The sequence below is a fragment of the Nocardioides sp. Root682 genome (assembly GCF_001427795.1).
Classification (GTDB): domain Bacteria; phylum Actinomycetota; class Actinomycetes; order Propionibacteriales; family Nocardioidaceae; genus Nocardioides.
The window spans coordinates 2,429,312-2,454,295 of record NZ_LMHJ01000001.1 but is presented as its reverse complement, the minus strand read 5'-3'; the positions used below and the strand labels follow the sequence as shown (position 1 = coordinate 2,454,295).

Below are 24,984 nucleotides of genomic sequence, written 5' to 3'. Positions count from 1 at the left end.
CGTGCCGTCGTGGCGCGCTCAGGAGCCGTCGGCCGGGTCGCCGAAGTCGCTCGCCTCGCCGGAGGACGGCGCAGGACTGGTCGTGGACGTCGTCGGGGGCGTGGCGGAGGGCTCCTCGGTCGGCTGGTCGGTCGGCTGGTCGGTCGGGTCGTCGGTCGGCGTCTGGTCCGGGTGGTCCGCGAGCTGGCGCAGCTTCTTCACGGCCTCCTCGTAGTTGTCGTAGTTCAACCGGCCGTCGACGGCGCTCTGGTCGGCCTGGCTGAGGTCCTCGAAGGACAGGCCCGGGGACCACACGACGTCGGAGAGGCCAGGGACGTCGACGCCCTGGAACAGCACGACCTCGCCCTCCTGCTCGCCGATGTAGTACTGCCGCTGGCTCCACCAGTACGCCGTACCGAGGACCACCCAGACCAGGCCGAGCAGCACGGCCAGCGCGAGCAGGCGGCGTGCCCAGGTGAACCGGGGCGGAGGCTGGAGGGCGTAGCGGACCGCCTCGGGGTCCGGCGGCGGGTCGGCGCGGATGGCGTAGTCGACGCCGGCCGGGATCTCCTCGTCGATCGGCTCGAGCTCGCCGGTGTCGCCGGAGCGGTGTCCACGGAACAGCGCCCGTGGGCGCCGCTGCTTCAGGTCGGCGGCGGCGCCGACGATCTGCGGCTCCGGGGGTACGACGGCAGTGGCATCCGGGTCGGGCGCGAGATGGACGTCGGCGACCACGCAGGTCACGTTGTCGGAGCTGCCGGCCTCGAGGCTGGCGCGCACCATCTCGACCGCGGAGAACTCGGGAGTCCCGTCGGCGAGGATCTCGGTGATCCGGCGGTCGTCGAGGACGCCGCAGGCGCCGTCGCTGCAGAAGAACAGCCGGTCGCCGGCGACCAGCTCGATCGAGAACAGGTCCGGCTCGACGTCGTGCAGGCCGTCGAGGGCCTTGAGGATGAGGTTGCGGTGCGGGTGGACCCGCGCCTCCTCCTCGGTGATCCGGCCCTCGTCGATCAGGCTCTGGACGAAGGTGTGGTCGTTGGTGAGCTGCGACAGCTCGCCGTCCCGGTAGAGGTAGGCGCGCGAGTCGCCGACGTGGCCGAGCGCGAGCCGCGACCCGTCGAAGAGCCCGACGGTGGCCGTCGTGCTCGTGCCACTGAGGGAGGCGTCGTGGTCGACCTGGGCGCCGATGGAGACGTGGGCCTCGTTCAGGCCGTCGTTGATCCGGTCGATCAGGTCGACCGAACCCGGTGCCTCGTCCAGCTGGCGCAGCTCGTTGACGGCCGTGCTGGACGCGATGTCGCCGCGGGCGGCGCCGCCGACGCCGTCGCACACGGCGAGCAGCCACGGGCCGGCGTACCCGGAGTCCTGGTTGTCCTTGCGCACCCGGCCCACGTCGGAGACGGCGTGGAAGCTGAAGGCCAGGGCGGGGCGCGGGGCGCGAACCGGGGCGTCGACGGTGTCGACCGGGATCGCGGGGAGCACGGTGTCGGACTCGACGGTCGGGCCCGCGATGGGGTCCGGGTCGACCGGCCGGTCGCTGGTGGGCTCGGCGGGCGGCGGCTCGGCGGGCATCGGCTCGGCGGGCATCGGCTCGGCGGGCGGCGGGAGGGGAGTCTCGGGACCGTCCGGCGGTGTCGGTTCGGTCATCTACTTCCTCAGCTCCACGATGGTCTTTCCGATCCGGATCTGCGAGCCGAGGCCCACGGGGACGGGTTGGGTGAGTCGCTGGCTGCCGATGTAGGTGCCGTTGGTGGAGCCGAGGTCCTCGACGTACCACTGCCCGCCGGAGGACACGATCCGTGCGTGGCGGGTGGAGACGTAGTCGTCGTCGAGCCGGATGGCCGCGTCGTTGCCGCGACCGATCAGGACGGGCGCGTTCGCGAGGTCGGCCACGATCCCGGTGTTGACGCCCTGCACGACGGCGACCTCCTTGGGCTGCCCACGGCGCGGCGCGGGTGCCTTCGGCGGCTTCGGCTGCTTGCCCGGTCCGGCGGGCGTGGGCACCCGGGCACCGAACATGTCGGACCGGATCACCGAGATCGCGGAGAGGACGAAGATCCACAGGATCGCCAGGTAGGCGATCCGGACCAGGAACAGGGTCAGCTCAGACATCGGCCGCCTCCTCGAGCAGTCGAAGTACGAGCGACGTGTGGCCGATCTGGACGCGGGAGCCGTCGCGCAGCGCGGAGCGGGCGACCTTCTGGCCGTCGACCCGGATGCCGTTGGTGGAGCCCATGTCGTGGACCTCGATGTGCACCGGTCCCTCACCCGGCGCGAAGCCGTCCCCGGACTGGGTGGTGATCAGGAACTCCGCGTGACGCCGACTCACGCCGGGGTCGTTGATCCGGATGTCGGCCTCGCTGCCGCGGCCGACCACCAGGCCCGGCGCCTGCAGCGCGTGCTGGGTGCCGTTGACCTCGATGACCGCGCGGGTGCGCTGGCCGCCGCCGCGCCGGGCCTGTCCGGTGACGGACGCCTCGGCCTGGCTGCGCACCCGGAACCGCCCGGTGCCGAGGTCGTCGGCTGCCTCGAAGACGATCCGGATCGGCCCGGGGAAGACATAGGACTGCAGCTCGGCGTGCTCGGTCAGCTGCTCGACGAGCTCGGTCTCCAGCGCCGCGTCATAGGGTCCGAGCCGGTCCAGGTCACCCGTCGAGAGCTCGACGGCGAAGCTGTTGGGCACCAGTCGACGATGCCGCGAGAGCACCTGCGCCTTGTTGTCCAGCTCGCGCTGGAGAGCGGCCGCGATCTCGACCGGCTGGACGGCGCTCCGGAAGGTGCGCGCGAACGCGCCGGAGATCGCCTGTTCGAGCCGTTGCTCGAAACGCTGCAGTCCCCCCACGTGGGTGCCCTCCCTTCCGAGGTCGTCTGACGGGTCTCTCGATCGTATCGGTGGTGCCCTTCCGGACCCGGTACATCGTCCGCGACCCCGCGTGGTCCCGGCATCGGCGACCCGGTTTTGGGCGAGTGGCGCGGACTGGGATAACCTTGCCGACGCTTCACGCGCGAGTGGCGGAACGGCAGACGCGCTGCGTTCAGGTCGCAGTGTCCGAAAGGGCGTGGGGGTTCAAATCCCCCCTCGCGCACGTTGAGCAGTTGGTGTGAAACCCCAGGGTGACCTGGGGTTTCACTCATTTCGGGCGTAGCCTCGTCACCACCGTTTGGCCCCATGGGGGCACGATGGGGGCACCAGCGACACTCGGAAGGTCCTGGTATGGCGTGGATAGAGAAGCGCAAGCGCGGCGACGGCGGCGTCTCTGCGAGAGTGATGTGGCGCCTCGGAGGCGCCCGCGACGGTGCAAAACAGGTCGAGACGTTCAGCGTCGGCACTGACGCTCAGAACCTGGCACGGGCCGACGGCTTCCGGAAGATGGTCGACGCTGCTGGCCAGCGATGGCCTGAGGGCTGGGTGAAGGGTGAGGGCTTTGTCCGCCCACCCGGCGAAACCGATCCGCTCAAGGCGCCGCCGCGGTTCGTGGACATCGGCGAGGAGTACGTCCGCCAGATCGTCGACCTCACGCCCGGCACCCGCAAGCGCTACCTCGGCCACCTGGGCGTGCTGGAGAAGACCCGGATCCGTGGGGCGCTGATCTTCACCAAGCCGGTCACCGCGATCACAGAGGCGGACCTGAAGGAGTGGCTGATCGACTGGGACCGGTCGCTGAAGACGAAGGCGAACTACCACGGTCTGATCCACGGCGTGTTCGCCTACGCAGTCAAGCTTGGTTACCTCAGCGCGAACACCGCTATCGGAACGGCGCCGCGGATGTCGCGTGTGAAGCAGTCGCGCCCGGAGTTGCGGTTCCTCACCGAGCTGGAGTTAAAGAGGGCGGTCGAGCTGGCGGGCGGGTACGCCGACCTGTTGGTGGTCGCTGTGGGCACGGGCATGCGCTTCGGGGAGCTCGGCGCGCTGTGGGCCTCGGACGTGGATCTGGAACGCGGCACGATCCGGGTCAACAAGGCATGGAAGCGCAACGGAGAGGACGACAGCACCGATGTCCCCGGCTGGCTGGCCAAGCTGCTGAAGCCCAAGCACACGATGCGCGACCACCATCTCGGCGTACCGAAGACGACGAAGTCACGCCGCACCATCACGATCTCCCCAGCACTGGTCGCCGTCCTGCGCGAGCGGCTCAAGGACAAGGCGGCCGACGACTTCGTCTTCGTGTCGAACGCGGGCTACCCGTTGCACAACGGTGACTTCAGCACGCACGTGTGGCGCAGGTTGATGAAAGCGCTCGAGGCCGAGGGCATCGGCAGGTTCCGCTTCCACGACCTTCGACACACTCACGTCGCTTGGCTGGTCGCCGGCGGCGCACCGCTGCCACACATCCAGGCCCGCCTCGGTCACGAGTCGATCACCACGACGATCGACACCTACGGTCACCTGCTCTCAGCCGGTGATGAGCTGATCTCCGGGATCATCGACACCGCTCTGTCCGGCCAGACCGTGCGACCCAAGGCCGGGGTATGAGCATCCGAGCGACCTCCATGGAGGCCAGCAAGCCCGTTCGACCGGGCGACGCTGGGGCAACTGGCGCTGAACCCGGAACAACGCGCCAACCATGTTGCCGCAATTGTTCAACGCGGTATCGCCCGAGGCTCACAGCCGGGCGCGACGTCGATCGCGGTGAAGGGTGACCACCTCTGTGGTGACGGGCTGCTCGCCGGCGACGATGAGTTCCTCGAGGTGCTCGGCCCGGAATCGGACGTGCTTACCGATGCGCGTGCAGCGGACCTTCCGTTGTCGGACCGCTTCGGCGACCCATCGTGCGGGCACATTGAGGTAGGCCGCCGCCTCGTCGATCGTCAGTAGCGATGAACGTCCTTGGGTTGGCTCCGCTACGACATCGGGGTTGATCGGTGAAGTGGTCACGACGACTCCTCAGGCGATGGGACCCAGGAAGCGGCGCAGTTCGGCGACGGTTGTGTAGAGCCGGCCGTTGCCGTTGAAACGCCACCAGCGTGGTCCGCGCCTGAGGCGGCGCCACTCACGGACGGTGCGCTGCGGGGTGCGGATGAAGGCGCAGAACTCCTCGAACAGAAGAATCGCGTTGTCGTCCCACTCCTCGGGGACGCTGATCGGTGCAATCGTCATGGTGACTCCTCAGTCGGCGGTGCGCCGGGCGGCGCTCATGGCCGGAGAAGCAACCGCTGTTGTCCTAGATCGGACGGCAGCCGTTGACCTCTCACAGTCACCTATGTCGCGCATCGCCCCGGTGCGATCACCGATCACCCCTGGTCAGGAATGTCATCGGCCGATCCCCGGCCCAACCGGTGGAGGACTCATGTATTGCCGGTCTTCGGGTCGCGGCCGACGTCCGGCCAGGCCATCGGCCAGTGCGCGCTTCAGTGCAGCGGCCTGGAGCGTTGTCTCCGGACGTGACGTCTGGATGCCGTAGCGCTCGACGTCTTCATCGACACGGATGGCGGCGTATCCGGGGCCGAGGTCGGCTCGGTCGCGGCTGAACACGCCCACCCATTGGTCGCGGGCGTCATCAACAGAGTCGGCGACCAGGTGCGCCGTGTTGCTGTGGCGGCCGCGGGTCATCGCGACGTACGCCGCTGCGGCACCGGTCGTTTCGCCGATGACGAGGTGGGCGGAGTCGACGGTCTCGCCCTGGGCTCCATAGACGGTCGAGGCGAAGGCGAGCTCGACGTGTTCGCCGACGTAGTCGGCGGGGAGTTCTCGTTGGCCGGCGCGACCAGCGACGAGAAGGCTCCCGTCGTCTCCGATGCCGGCGACAGTCCACACGTCGCGGTTGGCGACGCCAAGGTCGCGGTCATTGCGACGGGTGGCGACACGGTCACCGAGCCCGATCCGCTCACCACGACGGGTGACAGGCTCACCATTCCGCTCACCATTCCGCTCACCAACCCGCTCACCAGTGCGGCGGCGGTGGTCGCGGATAGCGGCGTTGAGGGCGCCGACTTGTTCGCGGGTGTCGGCAATGATCAGGTCCTCGCTTGCAGCGCCGATGTCCGCGAGGGCGGCGGTGCGTTCGACCTCGGTGGCGTGGATCGTGATCAGTCCGCGCTCGAGGAGGGCGTCGAAGATCTCACTAGATCGCTCACCAGAGCGCATGAGCAGGCTGAGGTTGGCGTACGCGGGGTCGACGAACCGGTGCACGGACTCGAGCTCGAGGTGTGCTTCGGGTGTCACCCAGCGCGTTGCGAGGTCGAGTAGCCCGCCGCGACCGACGGCGGGCAGTTGGTGGCGGTCCCCGAGGAGCGCAACAGTCGCGCCGGCGCGGTCAGCGATCGCGAACAGTGCGCGGGCGGTGTCTTGGTCGAGCATCCCGGCCTCGTCGACGAGCAGTACGTCGCCAGGCGACAGCCGTGCCACGGCGTTGATCTGTTCGCGGGCAAGGTCGATGCGTGACCAGTGGCCGTCGGTGTCCCATCGGAATCCGTTTTGGTGGATGAGCCACGCGGCGGAGAACGCGTCGGTGCCGACCTGTTGGCGCGCAGCCTGGGCGGCTTTGAGGGTCGGGGTGACGACAACGAGTCGGCAGTGGCTGGCATCGAGCGCATCACGGGCGGCGGCGAGGGTGGTGGTCTTCCCGGTACCGGCCGCGCCCTCAATCACGAGCAGGCCAGCGTCACCGGCAAGTGCAGCAACAACGTTCCGCTGCGCGGCATCGAGGTGTTCCCACCCCCGCATCGGAACTGATGGTCGAACTGGTTGCAGTGCGCGGGTTGCGATGGCGTCGATCAGGTTCGCTTCGACGTCGAGGACCCGGTCGGAGGTGAGGTTCCTGATGTGCTCGGGAACGTCGCCGCGTTCGCGCAGCGGGCGACACGAGAACACTGCCCGTGCGGTGAGGTCCTCTGCAAGTTCTGTGCGCACTGCTCGGTCGGCGATGATGCCGACGGCGGGGATCAGTTTCTCGACTTCGCCGCGGATGTCGGCCGCGTTCCATGCCGAGCGTTTCGCTCCGAGTCGGGTGAGGACAAGGTCGACGACGGCGTCGCGACGCAACCGACCGATAGCCGTTGAGTGAACCTCAACTGTTTCTGTCGGTGGACGGAAGCCGAGGTCGTGCAGTTCACCGTTCCAGCGGGTGACGAGGTCGGCGCCGCTGGCGGGTACGACTTTGTCGGGTCGTGCGTCGGCCCATGCGCGGCGGTCCCATGACTGTCGCAGCTTCGGACCCGGTTCTTCGCCGCGGTGGTCGGTGCGCCATTCGGCTTCGTAGCGGTCGACGTTGCGGTTGATCTGCGAGGTGCGTTGGCTGAACCGACCCGCGTACGGAGCGAGCTCCTTGATCTCGCCGGAGTCGTCGAGGGTGTAGCCATGTTCGGCGAGCGCAGCGCGGAACTCGGGGTCGCACATGACGGCGGCGTGACCGATGCCGTTGAGTGCCTCGATGGAGTCCACGACTCCGACGGAGTGGAGGCCACGCCAGGCGCCGGCTGCGTACACGCGTGTGTTGATCTGGACGTGGAGGTGGCGGTGCGGGTCACCGGCGCGCGAGGTGTAGTGCCGAACGACCGCGGCCTCGATCTTTTCGACGGGCACCTGGACCTGTCGGCCACGCGGACCGATGCGCGTGGTCGCGTGCTGGGCGACCCACCCGATGACCTCCTCGGCCGCATGGGTCTGTGCAGCTTCGTACGCAGCAGCGAGATCCGGATGGAGTGCGGCAGCGAGCGACCAGGTCTTCGGCCCGTTGACGACCACCTCGACGAACCGCAACGCGCGATCGTCATCACGCAACCGCCCCTTCGCGGCACCGGTTGCGACGTCGTACCCCGCGACCCACTTCTCGTACGCCGGACCGTCAAGATCCGGTCGCCGGACGATCGCAGTTCCGTCGTCGCTCACGTCGACGACGTAGTGCTCGGCAACGCCGCTGCCCTCGGTCAGGTAGTAGTCGTCCGCACGTGAGTGGTCGGCCTCGACGTAGGAACGTGCGGCGGCTGCTGAGCCGCGGTAGAACTTCACGCCACCGTGCATGATGTGCTCGTCACCGCCCGTCACGGTTCGTCAAAGACCCCTGAAATGACACCGGCCCGCCCTTGGGGGGACGGGCCGTGCTGATCGATCTACGGACCTTCGTAGCATGCGTGCCGCTCGGTTTCGAGCCTTCGAATCGCCTCAGGGCGAGCGGGTTTTCGGGCTCGTCAGAATCCGTCACCGTTCGTCATCGGGGGCTCGCGGTCGGATGGCGGCGATGGAATGTCAGCGGTGATGCTTTAGGGGTGGCAAAGGTGCAGTTACAGGGCGCAGTCGACAGCAAGTGGCACGTCCCCAGAGGCACCAGGCCGACGGTTCCCGGGCTGCGCAGGCGCCGCGGCAGACCGTCTGCGGCGCTGCCGAGCACGCCGATCGCGACAGCAACGGAGGTCGTTTGGCTCCGGGTCGGCGTTCACGTAGCTCGATCCTCGACGATGAAATCGATCTGATTGACGTCGAAAATCCAGGGGACTCGCCACGCTTTCTAGCAGCAGTCCCCTCCGCTGGGAACGGCGTGAGCTGTGTGAGTGCAGGCTTCGCCTGTTGTCCCCGTCGCCGTGCGCGACCCGCACGCTCATGCCGATGAGTGCGTAGACGGACGGACCGATTGGCTCCGTCAGCGACCATCCGGTGCGTTCGCTGCATGGTCGTTGAGGACTGAGGCAACGCCTGGTCCGGTGCCTGCAACTGCTGATGCCTTGGCGCGCTCGAGCACGATCGTCGAGCCACGGCGGACGCCGCGACGATCGATGGCGTCGGCCGGCACGGCATACCTGCTGCTCGCCGCGAGCCGGCCCGGCCCGGCGGCCTACGTCGCCGTACTCAAGCAGCTGGCCAACCTGGCCAAGGCACTGCACGACATGCACCGAGCTGAGGCCGCCGCCCGTCGGGCGCGGACCATTCAGCTGGTGGTGCGAAGAGATCTCGACATGGTTTCCCGAAGGCTGGAAGCAGCCGGAGTTGGTGCCTCCCCGAGCACCGGGGTCATGCCGGCGACAGGTAGATGTTCGACGGGGCCGGTACGTACGCCGGGAGCGACCGAGCGGCCGCAGATCGGGCCGCGGCAGGCTCCGGGCGCATCGGGGCGCCCGGACCGTGGCATCGACAGATAGGGAGAACAGACATGGACGAGCAGAAGGAGATCCACGAGGCGGTCGGGCAGCACTTGCGCGTCGCGGCAACCGTGGTTACGCGACTGACCGAAGCGGCTGCCAAGGCCGCCGAGCTGATCGCCGAACGTCGACGAGCGGAGACCGAGGCACGTGCGGCCGACCTCACGGCCCGGCTCGACGCAGAGCGCGACGCTGCACGCACGTCGTACCGCTCGGTCGACGATCCTCAGTGGTGGACCAACCCCACACCCGAACGAGTCGCGGAGGTCTACCAGGTCGCGACTGTGTGGAGCGAGCTCGACCCCGAGGCTCGCAGGGTCGAGGAATTCATGACTGAGGAGATCCGGCGTCGCTACGACGTCGACCCGCGCTTGGTCGACCTGGCCACCGTGCCGGCAGAGCTCGCGGCCGCCGAGCGTGCTCGAGCTGCGCGAGACACCGCCGAGGCGGTGGTGCTCACGGCCGCCGCCGACCGGGCTGATGCTGCTCGCCGAGGCGCTGAGGAGCACGCGGCGAAGACGGAGCATGATCCGTCGTCGAAGAGCGAGGAGATCCACGAGGCTCAAGAAGTCGCGCAGGATCTGCGCGAGGACCGCGGCGAACTCGACGAGAAGGCTGAGGTTGCTTGGGACTGCGCGGAGCGGCGCGAAGCCACTGCGCAGGACCTCAACAGTAAGGTCGACGACTCCCAGGCCGTCGAGGCGCGGATGCGGTCCGAATGTCGCGCAGGGCCGGCCGGCAACGGAGGCCACCCGAACGAAGAACGGGCGAAACGCCAAGCCACGGCCAGCCCGGAGCAGCGGGATCGTTCGCCAGCAGGACCGTGGACTTAATCGATGATGGACTCGGTTTGATGACGCCCGCTCAAGTGCTCGCGCACCAACGAATCCTCCCAGCAACCCTGGGATCGAGGATCCGGGCCCGCCGACTCGGGTCAGGCTTGCGCCAGGCCGAAGCTGTGGCTGGTGCCGGCGTGAGTGCCGCCTACCTGTCCCGCATCGAGCACGGTGAGCGACGCCCCAGCGTCAGCGTGCTCGAGCACATCGCGGCAAAGTTGGGCGTGGACGTCGATGAGCTCGTGGGAGTCAACAACGGGGAGGGTCTGGCTGACGCCGTTGCGGCTGCCGCAGCTCGCTGGCTTCACTCGCCGGCGAACACACGTACCTATGAGGACCTCGTAACCTCGATCCGGGTCTGGGAAGAAGCCCGCAGCCCGGAGGTCGGCGAACAACCCTCTCGGTGAAACTCTCGCCCTCTCTTTACTGATCGGTTGCCAGGCCGTCCAGGTACCTGTCCGTCACGGACGAGGTCTTCTGGGATCGCCTGCCCGCGGATCCTAGGGCGACGTCGCGACCCTCGCGCCGGCTTGTCCGCGACGACTGACCAGGCACTGTCGGGTGGTGTTGTATCGCCAGTGCTGCAGTAGTGGACACCGCGCGTTTCAAGCTCCGGGCATATTCCGGTCGATGGCCGGTGAGGCGACTTGCGCGCACGAGCAGTCGATACGGCTCGCCACGCCTGAGTTCGTCGGGCGGCCGCGCGACATGCTCGGAGCCTGCGCGCATGGCCTTCTGGCAGCACAGTCCAGCCGACGTTGAAGACCGTCTGGTCGAGTTCGCTCACCTGTTTGTCGACTGCCGCGCGGCGTTTTTCGAGACGGCCGATCGTTTCCAACTGGAGCCCGGAGCCAGGCCCCGTTGCCACAACACGCGGCATCCCCGACCCACTTGTGACGCGCGGCTAGCCAGATCCCTCTAAAAGGCCCGCGGATGTTGGGAACGTGAGAGCGTTTCCCAACGTCACACCCTTTGTGAGGACGACCACGTTCTTCGACTTTGCGAGCCGCGCCCCTACTTGCTGATAGCAACAGGAGAACCAAACATGAAGAGCATTAGTCCGACTCGTAAGGAGTCGGCTTGGTTGACTGCGGCCGCGGCGATCGCCGTCCTGGCACCAGCCTTCGCCTTCTCTGGGCCAGCATTCAGTGACAACGCGGCCGAGCCTGACGAACGGCTGGTCTTGGCGCACACCGCTCCAATCTCAGCAGCCGACTTCGACATCGTGCAGGTCACCGGAACGGGACGTCCCGCGGAGGTCAGTGAGGCAGCTGCTCAAGATGCGGAGCGGTACTCGGCGAACAAGGGAAATCCCACGGTAAGCGCGATTGACCTCGCGAACGAGGCCGCCTTCGCAGTTGCAGCGACCGCCATCGAGATGTCCTTCCCGGGCAACTTCGTGAAGGCAGGAATCTCCAGCGACGCCGACAGCTCGTACAACTACTACATCCAGCTTGTATCAGCACCCGACGAGAAGGTCCTGAACGAGCTGAAGGCACTGAACGGAATTACCGAGATCCGATTCGGAGGCATCAAGCTGGACGGCGATGCCCAAGCAACTGCGTCATCGGCCGCGCTTCGAGCGCTGGGTGAACTTGATGTGGCTGTCTCCGGGGTCGGATCCGCTGGTCTGAATGACGCAGGCTCCGGCATCAAGGTCAAGTTCGCCAGCAGTCAGGACCTCACCACCGAGGACCTCGACCGCGTACTGGCGGTTTTGACAGCTACCGTCCGAAAGGCGACCGGCAACCAAGACCTTCAGGTCGAGGTCCAGCTCGTCGATGCCGAAAGTAGGAACTTACTCGCCAACACGGTCATTGGCGGCCGGGACCTCTGGAGCGGCGGCCTCGTGCAGTGCACAGGCGGCTTCACCGCCGTCCGGAACGGAGTTCGGGGCATGGTCACCGCTCGGCACTGCCCCGACACCATGACGTATCGCAACGTCGCCGGCATCATTCAGTACGTCGATCATGCTGATCCGTCGGGGACCGACGTCGTAGATCTCCAGTTCCACAGGACCCTTTCGGGGCACACAACCGACAATCGGTTCCAGTGGTCCGAAACGACGACCGACCTCCGCAGCGTCTTGTCTTGGGCGAACCCCGTAGACAATCAGTTCGTTTGCGCCAACGGGATCCTCTCCGGGTTCGACTGCACGAATGTCGACGACCCAGACACCTGTTTCAGCGCAGACTGGCCGGGCCCCACAGGAATTGTGCAGATTTGTCGCATCGCGACGACCACCACGAATATCATCGACCACACTGACAGTGGAGGTCCCTGGTTCAGCGCCAACACGGCGATCGGAATCACCTCTGGGTTCAACTCAAGCGCCGACACATCCTTTTTCACCAGAATTCGCGCCCTTCCCGTGTACCTCCACGCCGATGTGCTGACGCAATGAACGTGCGCTTCTCGGGAGCGGCCCTGGTCGTCGGCATCGCGCTCAGCTCCAGTATCAGCGGCTGCTCCGAAGAAAAACCCAGTGAGAATCCCGGCGCAGAGTCTTCAACCGGAAAGGTTTCGCCTGGCCAAGAGCTCACGGTCTTGAAAGGAAGCGCGCTCCGCGAAGTCGGAGGCGACCCCCTCACGGATGCACTCGAGGTTAACCAAAGGGGCTGCTTCACCCTTGACGGCGTATTGCTGATGGTCCCCGGCTTCACTGAGATCATCGATCCCCCCGGTCTCAAGACGGACGCGGGCGTCACTTACGCCGTAGGTGACGTTGTGAGCGGAGTCGCACGCCGAGTCCCGGTCGCCGACCTTCCGGCCGGCGCCCGCGATCAGGCAGTTGCATGCCTTGCGGCAGAAGATGAACAGACCGTCCTCGACTTCGGCTTCGATAACGAGGAGTGAGATCGCGAGTACAGGGATCGACGCTATTGGGGTGCATCAGCGCCGCTGATTCGTCTGGCGCAATACGCAGACCACAAGTCGGACATAACGAAAGTTACCGGCTGTATCGCGATATATCGCCTTGCACTGCTCTGGTCGATCGCGTGCGCGGGCTGCGGCCGCGCGTGCGGCGTCGAGCGCTGAGACTCGACGCCGAGGGTGACCAGCCGTCGCCCACTCAGCACTAGGGGGCAGTCTTTCGCTCAAGTCGCAATAACTACAGACCGCTCAAGTTCGGCCCGTTCACGCCGATACTCGTTGAGCCTGCCGGCGGTGCGACAGCATCCAGGTTGTCCGGCCCCCCGAATTTTGGTCCAGAACTTGTGAGAATCCATCCATGAGTGAGAGGACCGGTGTAAGTGATGGCTGCATCGAAACGGTTGTCGCCTGAGCAGATCGTGGCGAAGTTGCGAGACGCGGAGAAGCTGCAGGGCCAGGGGGCGACGATCCCGCAGGTCTGCAAACGCCTCGGGGTCAGCGAGCAGACGTTCTACCGGTGGCGCACTAAGTACGGCGCGTTGAAGGAGGACGAGGCGATCCGGCTCAAGACGCTCGAGCAGGAGAACGCCAGGCTGAAGCGGATCGTGGCTGAGCAGGCCCTGGACATCTCGATGCTCAAGGATCTGCAGAAGGGAAACTTCTAAGCCCGGCCCGTCGACGCGACGCTGTTGCTCACCTTCAGAAGAAGTTCCAGGTGAGTGAGCGGCGTGCGTGTCGACTGGTCGGGCAGCACCGATCCTCCAACCGCTACACCCCGGTCCCGTCCGATTTCGAGTCGCAACTGGTCGCGCGGATGACGAAGCTCGCGGGCCGGCACCCGAAGTGGGGATACCGGATGATCCACGCACTCCTTGTCGAGGAGGGCTGGCAGGTCAACAAGAAACGCATCGAGAGATTGTGGCGCCAAGAAGGCCTCCAGGTGCCCCCACGCAAAGCCAAAGATGCAGGTCAGAAGGCGCTAGGGGACGACGAGAACTCCTTGTGGAAGCTGCCACCTCTACGTCGCAACCACATCTGGTCCTATGACTTCGTGACCCGAAGGACCAACGATGGGCGAGCGGTTCGAGTGCTGAACGTGATCGATGAGTTCACCCGTGTCGCGCTGGGTTCATGGGTGGCCAGGTCGATCGGTGCGATCCATGTCCAACGCCACCTCGAGGTTCTCTTCGAGCGCCACGGGAAACCCTCGTTGATCCGGGCCGACAACGGCCGCGAGTTCGTGGCCGACACCCTGCGTGAATGGCTGAACGACCAGGGCGTCCGGGCTGTCTTCGTGGCCAAGGCCTCGCCCCAGCAGAACGGTTACGTCGAGCGCTTCAACGGGACCATGGCCAGAGAGCTCTTCGGCCACGAGATCTACCACTCAGTGATCGAAGTCAGGCACGTCGTGAACGAGTGGACCGAGAAGTACAACACTCGCCGCGCCCACCGCGGCCTTGGCGGCAAGACGCCCGCCGCGTACGCGAAGATGTATCCAGACACAGTCGATCCCGAAGAGGATGGTGGTTGCCCGTGAGAGGGACTACCACCACTGCGCCTGGACCAGTCCGTCTCCGGCCAGCGACTCGATGCCTAGCCCGGAACTCTCACACCGGGTGGACCAGAAACCTGGGGCCAGACAGTTTCAAATCCACGCTGGAGGAGCGACGGGCATCGATCTCAGCTCGGACGTCACTCAGGTGCTGGCTCATACGCATCCGTACCATCTGCCGGCGCTTGGGCCTTCTGCTGACGATGTCGCGATGCTGAGCCAACTCGGCCAGAGCAGCTCGATCCTGCTCGAGCACGGCCAGATAATTCTGTTCGGGCCGGGAGGGACGATCGCATGGCGATGATCATTCGCGGCAAGAGCCTCTGCCACATCTGTGGTCTCGTAGTCGCGGAAGGCGACGAAATCCAACTGTTTCCTCCGGCTCTATTCGCGTCCTCCTCCGACGCCGAGCATCTTAATGACTCGGGAGTTCACCTAGCTTGTTTTGAAGCACTACCTGAACACGACGAGGCAGCTGCGGTGCTCGGCGCCTACTTGGACCGCCGCGAGGCAGGCGACGACCTGTGCTGAGCATTCGGCGACGCGTCCACGGACTGCTGTCTCCTGCGGCCATTGCAGACAGTCACGGGCCGGGGCACATGGTCGTGACCTCACTCCTTGGAGAAGGCCCCTTCGTCGTCAGAGATCCTTGGGCAGGCGGCTCCACATACGAAGTCGGCAGCGATTGGATTGGCCAGTACGTGAGCGGAGGTGTCTTCCGGTGAGGGTGGAGAGCTTGACGAGCCTGCCCGACGGCACGATCGCGGCCGTGATCGTAACGGCCAATGGCGTTCGGATCGAGGTCGGCTTCTCCACTGCCCAGCAGGGTGGGATCACCGTAGCCAACCCCGATTCGCCCATCTTCGAGCGAGAGGATCTTGACGCTGCTTCCGTGAGGGAGCTCATCGCGGCTGTCATCGCCTTCGACAGGGTCGCGACCCGTCCAGGCGGCCCTGAGGGTGCCTGATTGAACCGCCCCGGGATGTCCCGAGCCTCCATCAGACCCGGGGCGATTCAACCGAAGACCGGAGCCGATACAACGACTCCCACTCCGCTGTCGGGCTGTCCAGTGGCTCGATGATGTTTCGCTGTGCCAGGTTCAGCATCCATTGGTGGATCGCTTGGCCGGCCTCGAGGTCGACGGCAGTGAAGCGAATTCCGACCTCGCTCAACGTGTCTGCATCCTGGTCGACTGTCAGAGAGCCCCGTTGATGCAAGCGATCCACACGATCGCGTGCCAGCGCGACGGGTGGGCGGTGAGGGAGTCGAACGCGGCAATGTGCTGCGCCAGGACCAGCTCCCATCGCCCGTACGCGGTGCTGTCAGGCAGGCAGTGGCCGCCACCCTCGTGATCGCTCGCGTCCCCCGCTACTCCCGCCTCATGAACTCCCGTCCCTGCCAGTTGCCCTCCGGAGCGTGTCGGGTGAGATCTACGCCGACGTCTCGACATTCATTTATGACCGCAGCAAAGGCTTCGTGGTACCGCTTAATCCGATCCTCGTCGACCAAGAGCGGCACGGAGACTGGGTCGTCGACGAACTGAGGGCCGGTCTGATGGGTTTCGGTTCCGAGAGCGGAAATCGTGTCAGCGAGGGATCCGTGAGCGTAGCGGGAGATCTCGGTCAGAGTGCCGCTGAGAGTTCGACCTGGTACCGGAGTCGTCTGTTTCGACTCTGCGGTCAACAGCTCGTCCACGGCTTCGCAAGCACTTACCGAACTCGGGTCGGGAGCCCTCTGGTTTCGATCGGTGCTCGAATCAAGCACCACCCACGCGAGGCACGCCAGCACGACACCAGTGAGTAGGGCGATCGCGGTCGCGCGGCGACCGCGGCCCCTGGCGACGTCATGACGGGACAACATCGTCGCGGCTACCCGGAGGTTGTCGCCGAGTCGAACCCCAAGCCCGCGAGCGCGTTGCCGATCGATGAAAGGGCAGTCACCCGTCCTCCAGTAATCGTGCAAAACACGCCATCATCGGTGAAGTTCCAGAAGAAGCTCTGCGAGGAACTACACGTGAAGCCATTCCTGAAGCCTTCGACGATGGACGTGATAGTCAGGCCGCCGGTGTTGGTGTACCAGAACACCGGGCCACCGGAGTCACCTTGTGCGATCACGACTTGATTCGGGTTAGTCGAGGTGATGGCGACGATATTCGCGTGGCGTACGCACGCTCCGGCAGCGGTTAGTTCGATACACCTGAGGACTTGCTCGGAGTTGCGCTCCGCCTGGCAGTGGAATCCAGAGGATCCTCCAGACACACATAGCCCTTGGTTGTACGGGATCGATGACGTCGCGGCGACAGCGCTCTTTGTCGAAGTTGTCGCCGATCCGACGAAGACACTGGTGCTGACGGCCCGTGGGGGGTTGTCCAGTTCGATGAGACCAGCGTCGAGACGCGGCCCCACGGAGTCGACGCCCGTACCCCAGAAAATCTGGACACCTCGACTGATGCCCAAGTTAAGGCCGCCGGCCCAGGTTTCGATGGGGACGTTGTTCACGAACTGGGTGCAATGGGCGGCCTGCAGTTGGTAGTTAGGATTGCCCGGCCGGGTGAAGTTGAGGCCCGTGGTGCAGGGATTGCCATTAGTCGCGACGTGGTTGTTCCTGGTGGTGCTTCCGGCATCAACTGACCCCGTATCGTTCTGCCGCGAGGTTGCTGTCCCGATGTTCATCTTCTCGCCTGGCTTCCAGCCAGTGTCGTAGGGGACGACCTCGATGGGAATGCCGGGCATCGCACGCTCAGCCACCGATTTGGCCTCGATCAATGTGGAGGCCTCGGCGTCGTAGAGGGGAAGGTCAATCTTCAGGCCGGCGTAGGGCCATTTAGGCCCGACGCCGTCGTAGTTGATCTTTGCTGTTTCCAGTGCGGCGGCCACGTCCAGCACGGCCTTTTCCAGGGTGGCCTTGTCGAAGCGCGCTTCGATGAGCGTCGTTACCAGTCCACGGTCGGCGGCGCGTTGACGTACGTCCTCGAGCTCTTGGGTCTGAGGGCCGTGCCAGACGATCTCAAGAACATCCGAGTCTCGGGAAGCATTTCCCCCGTCGACGAAGCCCTCGAGCATCTCGAGTTCGCCCCACGTCGGCCAGAGGTTGGCGCCTCGAGCGAGATCGCCGCGCGCGTCGTCCGGGAGCTTTGCGAGTTCCGCGGGCTCTCCGTTCGTCCACGCTTTCAGCGCTGCTTCGAGTTCGGCCCTGTCTGGGCCATCGGAGTCTGCCTCCGATGAGGCCCCGGCGGTCGCTGCCGCCAGAGTGAGGACGCTCGCGGAGATCAGGGCGGTAGCCACGCTGAGCAATCTCTTGGACATATAAGGCCCCTCGGAGGGTGTAAGGGAGTACGACGCTAACGGCGCGGCGCGCCGCTGTCCGGTCCTTTAGGAAATGACGGCGCCAAAGTGAGAATGGTTCCTTCATTTCGCAAGGGAACAAGGAGGCGGCAGCCGAAAACGACGGCCGCCGGGCTGACTGTCACCCTCCGGCCGGTCCCAGATACGACGATCTGGGGACTATCGGACCGTTCCTTCATCGAGGAACAACAATGGTCAGTAGATGCCAGACTCCCGTAGGAAAGTTCCCTTGGTAGCACTGGTCCCGACGCGTGCGCTCAGCTGGAACGGATGTCGTGCCCCCACGGGTGGGCACGAGTAGGCTGTGGTGGTCGCCACGGGCCAATCCGGGCGAACGGGGCGGAGCAGTTCTGCCCTCGCGGAAGAATAGTTTGGTGCCCACCCAGGTGGCACACCCCCGGCGAAACCGCGCACAACGGGAGCCAACGGGACCTTGAATCCACGCTCAGAACGGCGAAATTTGGTCACCTGAGCGGCAGGATTCTCCGGTTCAAATCCCCCCTCGCGCACGTGTGGCGAAAGCCCCGGTCGACAGACCGGGGCTTTCCGCATTTCCGGATGTCCCTGGTGGGTCGCGTCAGAACGTCGCGTCAGAACAGGGCGGTGATCTCGCGAACCAGATCTTCGGGGGACCGGTTGGCGATCTCCTCGGGGGCGAGCCGGTCGCGGTAGATCACGGCCAGGCCCTGCACCATCGACCAGCACATGAGGGCGACGACGTCGGTCGGCTGGCCCGCGCGCCAGCCCTGGGCCTGGGCGTCGGTGACCGCGTCGAGGAGCACCAGCCAGGCGCCGTCGCGGGCGCGCACCAGGTCGGGGTCGGCGAGGTCGAGGACCTCGGACCGGCTCGCGAGCGCGAACAGGGCCTGTTCGCGCAGGGCAATTTCGATGTAGCGCAGACCGATGGCGACGACCACCTCCGGGCCGCTCCGGCCCGCCGCTCGTGCTGCCTCGGCGGTGGCGTTCGTCTCGTCCCGCATCCGGTTCACGGCCTCGGTGGCCAGTGCCGTGAGGAGCCCCCTGCGCGAGCCGAAGACGTGAGCCGGTGCCTGGTGGGAGACACCGATACGGCGGGCGATCGCACGCAGGCTGACTCCGTCGACGCCCACCTCCGAGACCTCGACGGCCGTCGCCTTCAGCAAGCGCTCGCGCAACGACGTGGACGCCGCGTCCGCGCTGCGTGTGGGCTTCGGCACGTTCCGATCGTGGTGTGCCACCGGGGTGGAGTCAACTCGAGCCGGGCGTGCCGAGGCGCGGGTGTCGGCGATCACAGCCTCGTTTCGTTGACACTGTCACATCCACCACTTGACAGTGTCACAAGACCCGAACGACGGGTCGGAGTCGACAGCGCTGCGGCGCATCACGAGGAGTGCACGCCATGGCCCACGAACCCAGTCGCTGGATGGTCACCCTGGCCCGCACCTGTGTCCGCCGGCCCCTGCCGATCCTGCTGGCCTGCCTCGCGCTGGTCGGGCTGGTCAACGTGCTGGTCCCGCAGCTCGAGGAGGTGATGGCGAAGGACACGACGCCGGTGGTCCCGCAGGAGGCACCTGCGGTGCAGGCCCTCAGGACCATGGATCGGGAGTTCGGCAACGGCCGCAGCCTCGGCACCGTGTTCGTCGTGCTGGAGCGCGACGGCGGCCTCACACGTGCGGACAAGGCCTACTTCCGACACCTCCTGGTGGACCTGCGAGCGGACGAGAAGAACGTCGCGTTCGTGCAGGACGTCACCAGGAGCCCGGAGATCATGAACGCGGTCACCAGTCGTGACCGGGAGGCCGTCTACGTCCAGGTCGGGCTCCCCGGTGACGTGGGGGCGCCGGCTTCGCTGGGTCAGATCCACGAGGTCCGCGACATCGTGGCGGAGAACCAGCCCGCTGGGCTGGAGGTGCTCGTCACCGGGCCGGCGGCGACGATCGCGGACATGTCCACCGAGGTGGAGCACAGCATCCTGCACATCACCTTCGTGACCGTCGGCCTGATCGCGATCATCCTGATGCTGATCTACCGCTCGGTCGCGGTCACTGCGCTCATCCTCGGATTCATCGGCATCGCCCTCGCGGCTGCTCGAGGACTCACCGCACTGCTGGGCGGCCATGCGTTCGACGTGTCGACCTTCACGGCGTCGTTCCTGACCGCGGTGGTCCTCGGGGCCGCGACCGACTACGCGGTCTTCCTGGTCAGCCGCTTCCAGGAGCTGCGCAGGGACGGGGTGGCTGCGCCGGACGCAGCCGTCCAGGCCGCTGGCCGTGTCGCACCGGTCATCATCGGTTCGGCGATGACCGTGGTCCTGGCCAATGCGTGCATGGCCCTCGCCGACGTCGGCATCTATCTCACCACCGGCCCCGCCATCGCCGTGAGCATCCTGGTCACCCTGGTTCTCTCGCTCACCCTGATGCCGGCGCTCATCGGTCTCCTCGGTGCCCGCGGCTGGCTCGACCCACGACCGCGCACCACGGGTCCGATCAGCTGGCAGCGCATTGCCGGGGTCGTGGTGGCGCGGCCGGGCAGGGTGCTCGCGGCCGGCCTGGCTCCGTTGATCGCGCTGGCCTGCTTCTACCCGCTGCTGGAGCCGAGCTTCAACGAAGCGACCGTGCAGCCGGACGACACCGAGAGCAACGTCGGGTACCGGGTCCTCGGTGAACACTTTCCGCTCAACGAGACCCTCCCCGACTACGTCCTGGTGACCGCCGACCACGACCTGCGCAACGCCAGCGATCTTGCCGCGCTCGAGCAGATGTCGGCTGCCATCGCCCGTACACCCGGCGTGGTCTCGGTCCGTGGCGTCACCCGTCCGCTCGGAGAGACGATCACCGAGGCATCGCTCGGCTACCAGGCCGAGAAGGTCGGCGACCGGCTCGACGGTGCCGGCGACGACCTCCGCGACGGCGAGGCGGACGCGGCGCGGCTCGCTGACGGCGCCGGTCAGGTGAGTGACGGCACCGTCGCGGTCGCCGACGGAGCCGACCTGGCTGTCGACGGGGCAGGCCAGCTCGTCGCGGGCGTCCGTCGACTGCAGGACGGGGTCGAGCGCCTCGCCACAGGAAATGGCGAGGCATTGAAGGGCAGTGCGAAGCTGCGCGCCGGCGCCGACCAGCTGGCCGACGGACTCGAGCTGGCGCAGACCCAGACCAAGGTCGCGGTCGACGGTCTCGGTCTCGCGTACGACGCCTTGAAACGGAGCCTGACCTGCTCACTCGACCCCGTCTGCAAGGCGGCCCGCGACGGCGTTCGTCAGGTCTACGAGGGCGAACGTGACCAGCTGCTGCCCGGGCTGCGGGACGCGGCGACCGCCGCTCGCCGGATCGCCGACGGCAGCGTGGACCTCGAGCGAGGACTCACCGCTCTCGACGGAGGACTTTCACGCGCCGAGCGCGGGGTCGCGACACTCGAGACCGGCTCGCAGACGATGGAGACGAAGCTCGCCGAGCTCGCCAGTGGTGCGGACAAGGTCGCCGACGGGAGCCGGGCGGTGGAGGACGGAACCGGGGAGATGGCGGTCTCGGTCGCCGAGCTCCGCAGCGGCCTGGACCGCGCGGCGTCGTACCTCCGCAAGGCCGGGAAGGCGAGCAAGGACCCGGCCGTCGGTGGTTTCTACCTGCCTCCGGCAGCGCTCGACAGTCCGCGGTTCGCGCTGGCCAGCGGCCTGTTCCTCTCCCCTGACGGTCGCACTGCCCGGTTCGTGGTGCTCGGTGACACGGATGCGTTCGAGCGTTCGGCGACCGAGCGGTCCATCGAGGTGAGGGAGGCAGCGGAACGGGGACTGCGCGGCACACAGCTCGAAGGCAGCGCGGTCGCCACGACCGGGATGGCCTCGACCATGGCCGACCTGGAGGCGATCAACGACGACGACTTCGCGTTGATCGCCCTGGTGGCTCTGCTGGGTGTCTTCCTGATCCTCCTCGTGCTGCTGCGCAGCGTCGTGGCAGCGGGGTTCCTGCTGGCCTCGGTCGCCCTCTCCTATGCAGCCGCGATGGGCGTCGGCGTGCTCGTCTGGCAGATCGCACTCGACCGTCCGATGGACTGGAGCGTGCCGACGATCGCGTTCATCCTCCTGGTCGCCGTCGGCGCCGACTACAACCTGCTGTTGATGAAGCGCATGCTCGAGGAGGCACCTGATGGGTCCCGGGCGGGCATCGCGCGAGCAGTCACCGCCACAGGAGGCGTGATCACGGCAGCGGGGGTCATCTTCGCGGCGAGCCTGTTCGCGATGATGGCCGGCAGCGTCTTCACCCTGGTGCAGATCGGTTTCACCATCGGGGTGGGCCTCCTGCTCGACACCTTCGTCGTGCGCACCCTCGTGGTCCCGGCCGGGGCTGCCCTGCTCGGGCCACGGTTGTGGTGGCCACGGGCGGCCGAGGGGACAGAGGCACCGCGTGCTTGACTTCTGGCCATGGGGGAGACCCGCGCGAGCCGCCATCCCACGGGCGGTGACGTCATCCCGCTCGGCGATGCGACCCGGGCCTGGTTCGCGATCTCCCTGCAGACGTTCGGCGGGCCGGCCGGCCAGATCGCGGTCATGCAGCACAAGCTCGTCGACGAGAAGCGGTGGATCGGGCAGAAGCGCTTCCTGCACGCCCTGAACTACTGCATGTTGCTGCCCGGTCCCGAGGCCCAGCAGCTGGCGATCTACACGGGTTGGTTGCTCAACGGGATCCGCGGCGGCCTCATCGCCGGCGGGCTGTTCGTGCTCCCCGGGATGGTGGCCCTGCTCGCCCTGTCAGGGATCTACGTCGGGTACGGCGAGACGGACTTCGTCAACGCACTGTTCGCGGGCGTGGCGCCGGCCGTCATCGCGATCGTCGTCCATGCCGTGCAGCGCGTGGGGAAGCGGGCGCTGCACCACCCCGCCCTCGTCGCGCTGGCCGTGGCCTCCTTCGTCGCCCTCACCGTCTTCGCCGTGCCCTTCCCCGCCGTGGTCTTCACGGCGGGGCTGCTGGGCTGGCTCCTGAGCCGCCGCATCCCCGCCCTGCGCGAGACCAAGGGACACGGAGCCGAGGACGGTCCCGAGCCACTGATCAGTGACGAGGCGCTCCACCACGAGCTCCCCTCACTGCGCCGCTCCGCCGGCGTGATCGCGCTCGGGCTCACCCTGTGGGGCGCGCCGGTCGTCGCGTTCGTGCTCCTGGCGGGAGTCACCGACACGGACGTCTTCGTGGACCAGGGACTCTTCTTCTCGGGCGCCGCGGTGGTCACGTTCGGTGGTGCCTACGCCGTGCTTGCGTACGTCGCGCAGCAGGCCGTGGGTGTCTACGGCTGGCTCGCTCCCGGCGAGATGGTCCGCGGACTCGCCCTCGCCGAGACCACGCCGGGGCCGCTGATCATGGTCGTCCAGTTCGTCGCCTTCGTCGGCGCCTACCGCAACCCCGGCTCCCTCGACCCGTGGGTCGCCGCCGTCCTCGCCTCGCTGCTGGTCACCTGGGTGACATTCGTGCCGTGCTTCCTGTTCGTGCTGCTCGGGGCGCCCTACGTCGAGCGGCTCCGCGACAACCAGCACCTCACCGCCGCGCTGACGGGCATCACTGCAGCCGTGGTGGGAGTGATCGCGAACCTGGCGGTCTTCTTCGCACTGCACAACCTCTTCGACCGGAGTCGGGACGTCGACGAGGGCATCGTGCACCTCGATCTCCCGGTGCTCGACTCCTGGGACCCGGTCGCCTTCGCGATCACCGCAGTGGCCGTCGCCCTGATGTTCGGGCGCGGCTGGAGCCCGCTGCGCACCCTGGGGGCGTGCGCACTGATCGGTGTCGGTGTCTTTGTGGTCGGAGCCGTCAGCTGAAGGCAGGTCACCGGTGCTGGAGCGCCGGGGCGACGAGGACCTCGAAGCGCTGGTCCTGGAGGATCCGCTCCTGCTCCACGAGCCGCTGGAGGTCGGGGAGGAGGTCGCGGAGCCCGAGCCCGTCGGCGGTTCGGGTGATCCGGGCCAGCTCGTCGGCGGTGAGGTCGCCGTCCGCCGTACACATGCGCAGGGTGCAATACAGCACGCCGCGTCCGCCCGCCGCCATCCCGGGCAGCGCCAGGGTGTTCTCGATGGTCTCGTCGACGTCGTAGGTCCGCAGGTCCTCCAGCACCCACGGCGCGGCGCCGGCGGCGGCCTCGAAGCCGATCGCCCACTCGCGCTGCCGAGGCGTGACGTGACTGACGCCGCCAGCCGCGGCGAACATTGCGCGCACCCAGGACCGCTGGTCCTCGTGCGTGAGCTGGTCGTACATCTCGGCCGGCAGCTCGTACATCTCCCAGCCCACCCAGCGCAGCGCGGTCAGGCTGTGGGGATCGCGTACGGCGAGCGGGTGGTCGCCGAGCGGGAAGCGGGCGCTGATCGTGGTCCCCTCCTCGGGGACGCTCGAGAGCTCCAGGCGCCCGCCGAGGGCGGAGACCCGGTCGGACAGTCCTTCAAGCCCGGAGCCGGGTGACGGCCTGGCGCCGCCGCTGCCGTCATCGCTGACCGCGACGCGCAGGCCCTGAGGGGTCACGACGGCGCTGACCACGGCGTGCGTGGCGTCGGCATGCTTGGTGACGTTGGCGAGCGCCTCGGCGACGACGTAGTAGGCGGCGACCTCGACGACGTCCGGCAGCGGCACGGGTACGTCGACCTGCAGGTCGACCGGTACGCCCGGACGTTCGGCAAGGGACTCGAGTGCCCCGACGAGGCCGGTGGCAGCGAAGATCGCGGGGTGCATGCCGCGGGCGAGCTCGCGCAGCTCGGCGATGGCACCATCGAGCTCACCGGCGGCGTTCGTCAGGATCGCGGACAGTGCCGCGTCGGCACTGGACCTGTTCCCGGCAAGCCGGAGCATCAGGGCCACCCCGACCAGGCGTTGCTGGGCGCCGTCGTGCAGGTTCCGCTCGGCGCGCTGGCGCTCGAGGTCGACGGCTTCGAGGATCCGGGCACGCGACGCGCGGAGCTCGGCGATCTCGGCCCGGAGGTCGGCCCGCTGCTGCTCGTTCTCGAAGGCCAGGGTGGCAGCGTCGACAGCTGCCTTCAGGCGACCCGGATTCCTGAGCAGCGCCGGGTCGTGGACGAGGGCAGCGATCGGCTTCCCGCCACAGTCGATCGGCGTCACCGCCCGCCCAGCGGTGTGGACGGGCTCGGTCATCGACTGGCCGCGTTCGTCGATCCAACCGCCGCTGCCGATGCGGAGGTAGGCGATGTCGAGCCCGGGATCGCCGAGCGACCTGCGCAAGGCGTTGCGGAGGGTGTCTCCCGGCCCCACGGTCTGCAGGCCCGCGACCAGCTCGACCAGCCGCTGCGCTGCTCGCCGATCGCCGAGTCGCCATTGTCGGGGCCACGAGATCACCACGGTGCCCAGACTCCTCTTCCCGAAGC

The 24,984-nt window shown here is 67.1% G+C and carries 20 protein-coding genes, 1 tRNA gene and 1 pseudogene; 13 read left to right on the top strand and 9 right to left on the bottom strand.

Annotated elements, in window-relative coordinates:
• Window positions 1–18 precede the first annotated feature (18 nt).
• From ASD84_RS11485 to ASD84_RS11475, 3 genes are read right to left on the bottom strand one after another with little or no spacing between them, the layout of a single operon-like run.
• Complete coding sequence (locus tag ASD84_RS11485; protein WP_235531063.1) at window positions 19–1,626, bottom strand: PP2C family protein-serine/threonine phosphatase; 1,608 nt, start codon at window positions 1,624–1,626, stop codon at window positions 19–21.
• Window positions 1,627–2,091 carry an FHA domain-containing protein gene (locus tag ASD84_RS11480; protein WP_056710154.1) on the bottom strand — a complete coding sequence of 155 codons (465 nt, stop codon included), beginning with the start codon at window positions 2,089–2,091 and terminating at the stop codon, window positions 1,627–1,629. It lies immediately after the preceding gene.
• Complete coding sequence (locus tag ASD84_RS11475) at window positions 2,084–2,821, bottom strand: FhaA domain-containing protein (protein WP_056710152.1); 738 nt, start codon at window positions 2,819–2,821, stop codon at window positions 2,084–2,086. Before ASD84_RS11475 ends, ASD84_RS11480 begins: the two co-directional genes overlap by 8 nt.
• Before the next feature lie 161 nt (window positions 2,822–2,982).
• Between ASD84_RS11475 and ASD84_RS11470 the strand changes: the two genes are divergently transcribed.
• Window positions 2,983–3,065: transfer RNA gene (locus ASD84_RS11470), tRNA-Leu, on the top strand.
• Window positions 3,066–3,193: 128 nt separating this feature from the next.
• The gene (locus ASD84_RS11465; protein WP_056914046.1) at window positions 3,194–4,453 is read left to right on the top strand and encodes a tyrosine-type recombinase/integrase; all 1,260 of its coding nucleotides are present in this window, start codon (window positions 3,194–3,196) and stop codon (window positions 4,451–4,453) included.
• 129 nt (window positions 4,454–4,582) lie between these two features.
• Here ASD84_RS11465 and ASD84_RS11460 read toward each other — a convergent pair whose 3' ends face one another.
• The 3 genes from ASD84_RS11460 to mobF all read right to left on the bottom strand — a co-directional run bounded on the left by ASD84_RS11460 (window position 4,583) and on the right by mobF (window position 7,963).
• The gene (locus ASD84_RS11460) at window positions 4,583–4,855 is read right to left on the bottom strand and encodes a helix-turn-helix domain-containing protein (protein ID WP_056710146.1); all 273 of its coding nucleotides are present in this window, start codon (window positions 4,853–4,855) and stop codon (window positions 4,583–4,585) included.
• Window positions 4,856–4,864: 9 nt separating this feature from the next.
• Entirely contained in the window at window positions 4,865–5,077 is a 213-nt protein-coding gene (locus ASD84_RS11455; RefSeq protein WP_056710144.1) for a hypothetical protein, read from the bottom strand.
• Window positions 5,078–5,230: 153 nt separating this feature from the next.
• Window positions 5,231–7,963 (bottom strand): MobF family relaxase, encoded by a 2,733-nt coding sequence (gene mobF / locus ASD84_RS11450; RefSeq protein WP_235531062.1) that lies wholly within the window; start codon window positions 7,961–7,963, stop codon window positions 5,231–5,233.
• A gap of 653 nt (window positions 7,964–8,616) precedes the next feature.
• Between mobF and ASD84_RS25100 the strand changes: the two genes are divergently transcribed.
• The 9 genes and pseudogenes from ASD84_RS25100 to ASD84_RS11415 all read left to right on the top strand — a co-directional run bounded on the left by ASD84_RS25100 (window position 8,617) and on the right by ASD84_RS11415 (window position 15,280).
• Window positions 8,617–9,051, top strand: coding sequence for a hypothetical protein (locus ASD84_RS25100; RefSeq protein WP_156391783.1), 435 nt, complete (start codon window positions 8,617–8,619; stop codon window positions 9,049–9,051).
• An 11-nt stretch (window positions 9,052–9,062) separates the two neighbouring features.
• Window positions 9,063–9,884, top strand: coding sequence for a hypothetical protein (locus ASD84_RS25095; protein ID WP_056710142.1), 822 nt, complete (start codon window positions 9,063–9,065; stop codon window positions 9,882–9,884).
• Window positions 9,770–10,294 (top strand): helix-turn-helix domain-containing protein, encoded by a 525-nt coding sequence (locus tag ASD84_RS24740; RefSeq protein WP_082573300.1) that lies wholly within the window; start codon window positions 9,770–9,772, stop codon window positions 10,292–10,294. The genes ASD84_RS25095 and ASD84_RS24740 overlap by 115 nt, the downstream gene beginning before the upstream one ends.
• A 638-nt stretch (window positions 10,295–10,932) precedes the next feature.
• Entirely contained in the window at window positions 10,933–12,291 is a 1,359-nt protein-coding gene (locus tag ASD84_RS11435; protein WP_056710138.1) for a hypothetical protein, read from the top strand.
• Window positions 12,288–12,743: a hypothetical protein gene (locus ASD84_RS11430; protein WP_156391779.1), complete on the top strand. Its 456-nt coding sequence runs from the start codon at window positions 12,288–12,290 to the stop codon at window positions 12,741–12,743. The genes ASD84_RS11435 and ASD84_RS11430 overlap by 4 nt, the downstream gene beginning before the upstream one ends.
• 401 nt (window positions 12,744–13,144) lie before the next feature.
• Window positions 13,145–13,426, top strand: a complete 282-nt coding sequence (locus ASD84_RS11425) for a transposase (protein ID WP_056710949.1) — start codon at window positions 13,145–13,147, stop codon at window positions 13,424–13,426.
• 47 nt (window positions 13,427–13,473) lie between these two features.
• Window positions 13,474–14,298 (top strand): annotated as a pseudogene (locus ASD84_RS24735) (IS3 family transposase); the annotation flags it as partial.
• Window positions 14,299–14,607: 309 nt separating this feature from the next.
• The gene (locus ASD84_RS25090) at window positions 14,608–14,844 is read left to right on the top strand and encodes a hypothetical protein (RefSeq protein WP_156391777.1); all 237 of its coding nucleotides are present in this window, start codon (window positions 14,608–14,610) and stop codon (window positions 14,842–14,844) included.
• 190 nt (window positions 14,845–15,034) lie between these two features.
• Window positions 15,035–15,280: a hypothetical protein gene (locus tag ASD84_RS11415; protein WP_056710133.1), complete on the top strand. Its 246-nt coding sequence runs from the start codon at window positions 15,035–15,037 to the stop codon at window positions 15,278–15,280.
• A 901-nt stretch (window positions 15,281–16,181) separates the two neighbouring features.
• On the opposite strand, the gene ASD84_RS11400 is transcribed toward ASD84_RS11415, so the two are convergent.
• Together ASD84_RS11400 and ASD84_RS11395 are read right to left on the bottom strand one after the other, a co-directional pair.
• Window positions 16,182–17,597, bottom strand: coding sequence for a trypsin-like serine protease (locus tag ASD84_RS11400; RefSeq protein ID WP_162251524.1), 1,416 nt, complete (start codon window positions 17,595–17,597; stop codon window positions 16,182–16,184).
• 650 nt (window positions 17,598–18,247) lie between these two features.
• Window positions 18,248–18,853, bottom strand: coding sequence for a TetR/AcrR family transcriptional regulator (locus ASD84_RS11395; protein WP_162251523.1), 606 nt, complete (start codon window positions 18,851–18,853; stop codon window positions 18,248–18,250).
• Between the two features lie 182 nt (window positions 18,854–19,035).
• Here ASD84_RS11395 and ASD84_RS11390 point away from each other — a divergent pair, with 182 nt between their 5' ends.
• Window positions 19,036–22,041 (top strand): MMPL family transporter, encoded by a 3,006-nt coding sequence (locus ASD84_RS11390; RefSeq protein ID WP_200954493.1) that lies wholly within the window; start codon window positions 19,036–19,038, stop codon window positions 22,039–22,041.
• Between the two features lie 9 nt (window positions 22,042–22,050).
• Window positions 22,051–23,436 carry a chromate efflux transporter gene (chrA, locus tag ASD84_RS11385; RefSeq protein WP_056710120.1) on the top strand — a complete coding sequence of 462 codons (1,386 nt, stop codon included), beginning with the start codon at window positions 22,051–22,053 and terminating at the stop codon, window positions 23,434–23,436.
• Window positions 23,437–23,443: 7 nt separating this feature from the next.
• Here the strand turns inward: chrA and ASD84_RS11380 are convergent, their stop codons facing one another.
• Window positions 23,444–24,958 (bottom strand): histidine kinase, encoded by a 1,515-nt coding sequence (locus ASD84_RS11380; RefSeq protein ID WP_056710118.1) that lies wholly within the window; start codon window positions 24,956–24,958, stop codon window positions 23,444–23,446.
• Window positions 24,959–24,984 lie beyond the last annotated feature (26 nt).

Coding starts and splice junctions, on each gene's coding strand:
- ASD84_RS11485 (WP_235531063.1), bottom strand. CDS start 1,626: ATGACCGAACCGACACCGCCGGACGGTCCCGAGACTCCCCTCCCGCCG.
- ASD84_RS11480 (WP_056710154.1), bottom strand. CDS start 2,091: ATGTCTGAGCTGACCCTGTTCCTGGTCCGGATCGCCTACCTGGCGATC.
- ASD84_RS11465 (WP_056914046.1), top strand. CDS start 3,194: ATGGCGTGGATAGAGAAGCGCAAGCGCGGCGACGGCGGCGTCTCTGCG.
- ASD84_RS11455 (WP_056710144.1), bottom strand. CDS start 5,077: ATGACGATTGCACCGATCAGCGTCCCCGAGGAGTGGGACGACAACGCG.
- ASD84_RS25095 (WP_056710142.1), top strand. CDS start 9,063: ATGGACGAGCAGAAGGAGATCCACGAGGCGGTCGGGCAGCACTTGCGC.
- ASD84_RS24740 (WP_082573300.1), top strand. CDS start 9,770: ATGTCGCGCAGGGCCGGCCGGCAACGGAGGCCACCCGAACGAAGAACG.
- ASD84_RS11435 (WP_056710138.1), top strand. CDS start 10,933: ATGAAGAGCATTAGTCCGACTCGTAAGGAGTCGGCTTGGTTGACTGCG.
- ASD84_RS11430 (WP_156391779.1), top strand. CDS start 12,288: ATGAACGTGCGCTTCTCGGGAGCGGCCCTGGTCGTCGGCATCGCGCTC.
- ASD84_RS11425 (WP_056710949.1), top strand. CDS start 13,145: ATGGCTGCATCGAAACGGTTGTCGCCTGAGCAGATCGTGGCGAAGTTG.
- ASD84_RS25090 (WP_156391777.1), top strand. CDS start 14,608: ATGGCGATGATCATTCGCGGCAAGAGCCTCTGCCACATCTGTGGTCTC.
- ASD84_RS11390 (WP_200954493.1), top strand. CDS start 19,036: ATGGCCCACGAACCCAGTCGCTGGATGGTCACCCTGGCCCGCACCTGT.
- chrA (WP_056710120.1), top strand. CDS start 22,051: ATGGGGGAGACCCGCGCGAGCCGCCATCCCACGGGCGGTGACGTCATC.